The organism is Actinomycetota bacterium (assembly GCA_030776725.1).
In the GTDB taxonomy this organism is placed as follows: Bacteria; Actinomycetota; Nitriliruptoria; order Nitriliruptorales; family JAHWKO01; genus JAHWKW01.
This window is the reverse complement of the sequence record JALYHG010000110.1, coordinates 1-3,171: the sequence shown is the minus strand read 5'-3', so window position 1 is coordinate 3,171 and position 3,171 is coordinate 1. Positions and strand designations below refer to the sequence as shown.

Here is a 3,171-nt window from a genome sequence, read left to right as displayed (position 1 = left end):
CGATACCATCCGTGACGGCGGTGATCTCGGTCACCAGACCGTCGCGGGCCCGTAGCTCAGCTTGGCAGAGCGCCTGCTTTGCAAGCAGGAAGTCGTCGGTTCGAATCCGATCGGGTCCACCAGCGTTCTCCCCGGTCCCTGCGCGTGCCGCATGTCGTGAGATGGGTTCCGAGGCGTGCGGGATCGCTCACCGCGCGACCGATCCGTTCCGGCGCGGCCAGGGCACAGGTGTAGACTCCTTCGTCTACATCGATGTAGACTCGTGGCATGAGAGGTACGACCACCATCCGCGTCGACCGAGCGACCCACGAGGAACTCAAGCGCCTCGCGCAGCGGCGGGACAGCACCGTCACCGAAACCGTCTCGGAAGCGGTGCGTCTTCTACGGCAGGACGAGATCGGCCGCCGGTTGGCCGAGCCGTTGCAGGACGCTGAGATCGGATGGCTCGACGCTGACCTCGGGTGACGTCGTTGAGCTGGACCTGGGGGTCCCGCGCGGCTCCGAGGCGGGACTCGAACGGCCTGCGATCGTCGTGACGGCGGACCGCATCCTGCGCGCGCGCCCGAGCGTGATCCAGGTCGTTCCACTCACCAGGACGTTGCGGGGCTACGAGTCTGAGGTCACCGTGGAGCCCGACGACGTCAACGGGCTCGACGACACGTCAGCCGCACAGTGCCAGCACATCCGAGCGGTCGCAACGTCCCGGCTCGGAGCCACGCTCGGTAACGTCGGTTCGGTCGTTCTCGCGCAGGTGCGCGTCACCCTCGCCGTTCTGCTCGACTGTGACGCTCTGAGTCGGCCGGACGCACCGATCCGAACAGCGACGATCTACTCTCGCGTCAGTCCTGCTTCTGCGCGATCCGCTGGGCGAGCTCCTGCTTGTTCATCTTCGAGCGACCGTGGATGTCGAGCTCCTGCGCTCGCTCGTACAGCTCTTCCTTGCTGTGGCCCTTGACGTCGACGCCGCCGGCGGTTTCGCCACCCGGCTCGTCGGCGCCCCGCGCGGCCCGCTCGTCGGACGGACCCTTGCCGTCCTTGGGCTCCCAGTGGTCACCGACCTTCTCGAACTCATGCTTCAGCGACGAGTAGGCCGTGCGTCGCGCCCGTTCCTCGTCGCCATCGTAGGTGTCCAGAGCGCTGTTGTAGGTCTTCATGAACGTGCGCTGAGCCTTGTCCGGCGAGCGTTCGATCGTGTCAGGCAGATCGCTCTTGTCGTCGATCGGCATGGTTACCCCTCGTCGTCTCGGTCTCTTACTCCAGGATGGACACGTGGCGTGGATGGCGCCAGGCATGACCACCGACGAGGATCCGCCGCGCCTCGCGTGGCGTGACTGAACGGCCGGAGGGGGCATCCGAGCGGATGCAGCGCAGCGCGACGCGACCCGGGGTCGGCCAGGGTCGAGGCAGCCCTAACCGGGGGCCCGGGTCGGCCGGTCGACGCTGTACAGACTTCACCGATCGGCGAGTTCCGCCAACCGTTGGCTGACCGACCGCAGAGCCTGGTAGTCAGCTGCCGTCACCGCCTCGTACCGGGCCTGGTAGTCGTCGACCCGGTCGTGGTCGGGGGCGACCTCATCGAGCTGCAGTTCGAGGCTGTCGGCTGCGGTCACAGCGTCGGGGAACAGGCCGGCGCCGACTGCACCCAGTAGAGCGGCGCCCCGCCCCGTCGCCTCCTCGGTCCTGACGCGCCACACCGGGCGCCCGAGGACGGTGGCCTTGATCCGAAGAAGCAGGTCGTTGCGGGCGCCACCGCCGATGGCCCTGACCTCCGCGCCGCCGTCGTGAGTGGCGTGCTCCACGACCGTCTCGAGTGCGTTGCGGAACGCGAACGCCAGACCTTCCAGGACGCCGCGAACCAGCGCCGGAGCGCCGACGTCCGGTCGGAGCCCCATCAACGCGCTCCGCGCGACACCGGTGCCGTCCCCGCCGCGAAGGTCGGGTAGGAAGCCCACCCCGAGCGCCCCTGGCGGCACGTCGGCGGCGTCCGCGAGCAGCCGGTCGCGTTCCTCACCGCCGGCGAGCAGATCGAGGATCCAGTCCACGCTGGCTCCGGCGGCGTGCACTCCACCGGATAGGTACCAGCGGTCGGCCACGACGTGCGCCCCGCAGCTGTAGCGCTGGCGGAGCGGGTGGCCACCGGTGGGGGCACGCCGGGTCGGGACGAGGATGGATTCGGCGGTCCCCATGGAATCCAGCGCCCGCCCCGCGTCGATCACCGCCGCACCGAGCGCCCCGCAGACGTGGTCGTGACCACCTGCTGCGACCGCCGCGTCGGCGGGGAGGCCGGTCGCGGTTGCGGCGTCGTCGGTCACCGACCCCAGACGAGTGCCAGCCCACACCAGCGGCGCCAGGACAGAGGCCGGTAGCTCTGCGGCCGCCAACAGCTCCTCCGACCAGGTCAGGTGGTTCAGGTCCAGGGCAGCAGTCCGCGACGCCAACGAGTGGTCGGTGGCCTGCTCGCCCGACAGGCGGTAGGCGATGAAGTCGGCCACGTGCAGCCAGCTGCGGGTCCGGGCGAAGGCGTCAGCTTCGTGCTCGGCGAGCCAGCGCAGCTTGCACACGCTGTAGATCGGCTGGGGCCGCAGACCGGTGAGGGCAGCCAGCCGCTCGGCACCGACCGCCTCCACGAAGCGGCGTCCCTGCTCAGCGGTGCGCGGATCGAACCAGGCGATCACGTCGTACGTCGGTCGTCCGCGCTCGTCCAGCGGCACGCCAGCCTCCGCCATGCTGGCAACCGCCACACCGCGGACGGCGGCGGGGTCCTCCACCTCTGCCAGCGCCGCGCGCAGGGCGGAGACAGCAGCCTCCCAGAGCTGCTCTGGGTCGTGTTGCGCCCACCCTGACCGGGGACGGTCGGTCGGCGTTGGGACCGCCGCGTGCGCCACCGGGCGACCGCTCAGGTCGAAGATGATCGCCTTGGTGTTGGTCGTGCCGACGTCGACGCCGGCGAACAACTCGTCGCCCATGACCTCGCCTCGTCGTCGCGTCGGCTGCGACCGAGATCCCGTGTCAGCTGCGACCCGGATCACCTGTCACCGGGTGACGTCCCGCTCGTAGGCGCGCGATCAGCTGCGCACGGATGGCAACCGACTCATCGCGCCCAGACACCGACGGGTTCGTAGTCCAACGGCACGTCGACCAGGATCAGCTCGCTGGTGTCTCGAGCGTTGA

The 3,171-nt window shown here is 69.8% G+C and carries 4 protein-coding genes and 1 tRNA gene; 3 read left to right on the top strand and 2 right to left on the bottom strand.

Going from position 1 to position 3,171, the window contains the following annotated elements; genetic code table 11:
• Positions 1 to 45 precede the first annotated feature (45 nt).
• From M3N57_05165 to M3N57_05155, 3 genes are all read left to right on the top strand, one after another.
• Positions 46 to 122 (top strand) — tRNA-Ala (locus M3N57_05165).
• A gap of 145 nt (positions 123 to 267) precedes the next feature.
• On the top strand, positions 268 to 465 hold the full coding sequence (locus M3N57_05160) for a hypothetical protein (protein MDP9022085.1): 198 nt from the start codon (positions 268 to 270) through the stop codon (positions 463 to 465).
• A 16-nt stretch (positions 466 to 481) separates the two neighbouring features.
• Positions 482 to 955, top strand: a complete 474-nt coding sequence (locus M3N57_05155; protein MDP9022084.1) for a type II toxin-antitoxin system PemK/MazF family toxin — start codon at positions 482 to 484, stop codon at positions 953 to 955.
• Here M3N57_05155 and M3N57_05150 read toward each other — a convergent pair.
• Positions 840 to 1,226 carry a ChaB family protein gene (locus M3N57_05150; GenBank protein MDP9022083.1) on the bottom strand — a complete coding sequence of 129 codons (387 nt, stop codon included), beginning with the start codon at positions 1,224 to 1,226 and terminating at the stop codon, positions 840 to 842. The two genes, M3N57_05155 and M3N57_05150, sit on opposite strands and share 116 nt — an antisense overlap.
• Positions 1,227 to 1,451: 225 nt before the next feature.
• Positions 1,452 to 2,966, bottom strand: coding sequence for an FGGY family carbohydrate kinase (locus M3N57_05145; protein ID MDP9022082.1), 1,515 nt, complete (start codon positions 2,964 to 2,966; stop codon positions 1,452 to 1,454).
• Between the last annotated feature and the right edge of the window lie 205 nt (positions 2,967 to 3,171).

What these genes read in the sequence shown, in the direction of transcription:
- M3N57_05150 (MDP9022083.1), bottom strand. Translation starts at nt 1,226, where the DNA reads ATGCCGATCGACGACAAGAGCGATCTGCCTGACACGATCGAACGCTCG.
- M3N57_05160 (MDP9022085.1), top strand. Translation starts at nt 268, where the DNA reads ATGAGAGGTACGACCACCATCCGCGTCGACCGAGCGACCCACGAGGAA.
- M3N57_05145 (MDP9022082.1), bottom strand. Translation starts at nt 2,966, where the DNA reads ATGGGCGACGAGTTGTTCGCCGGCGTCGACGTCGGCACGACCAACACC.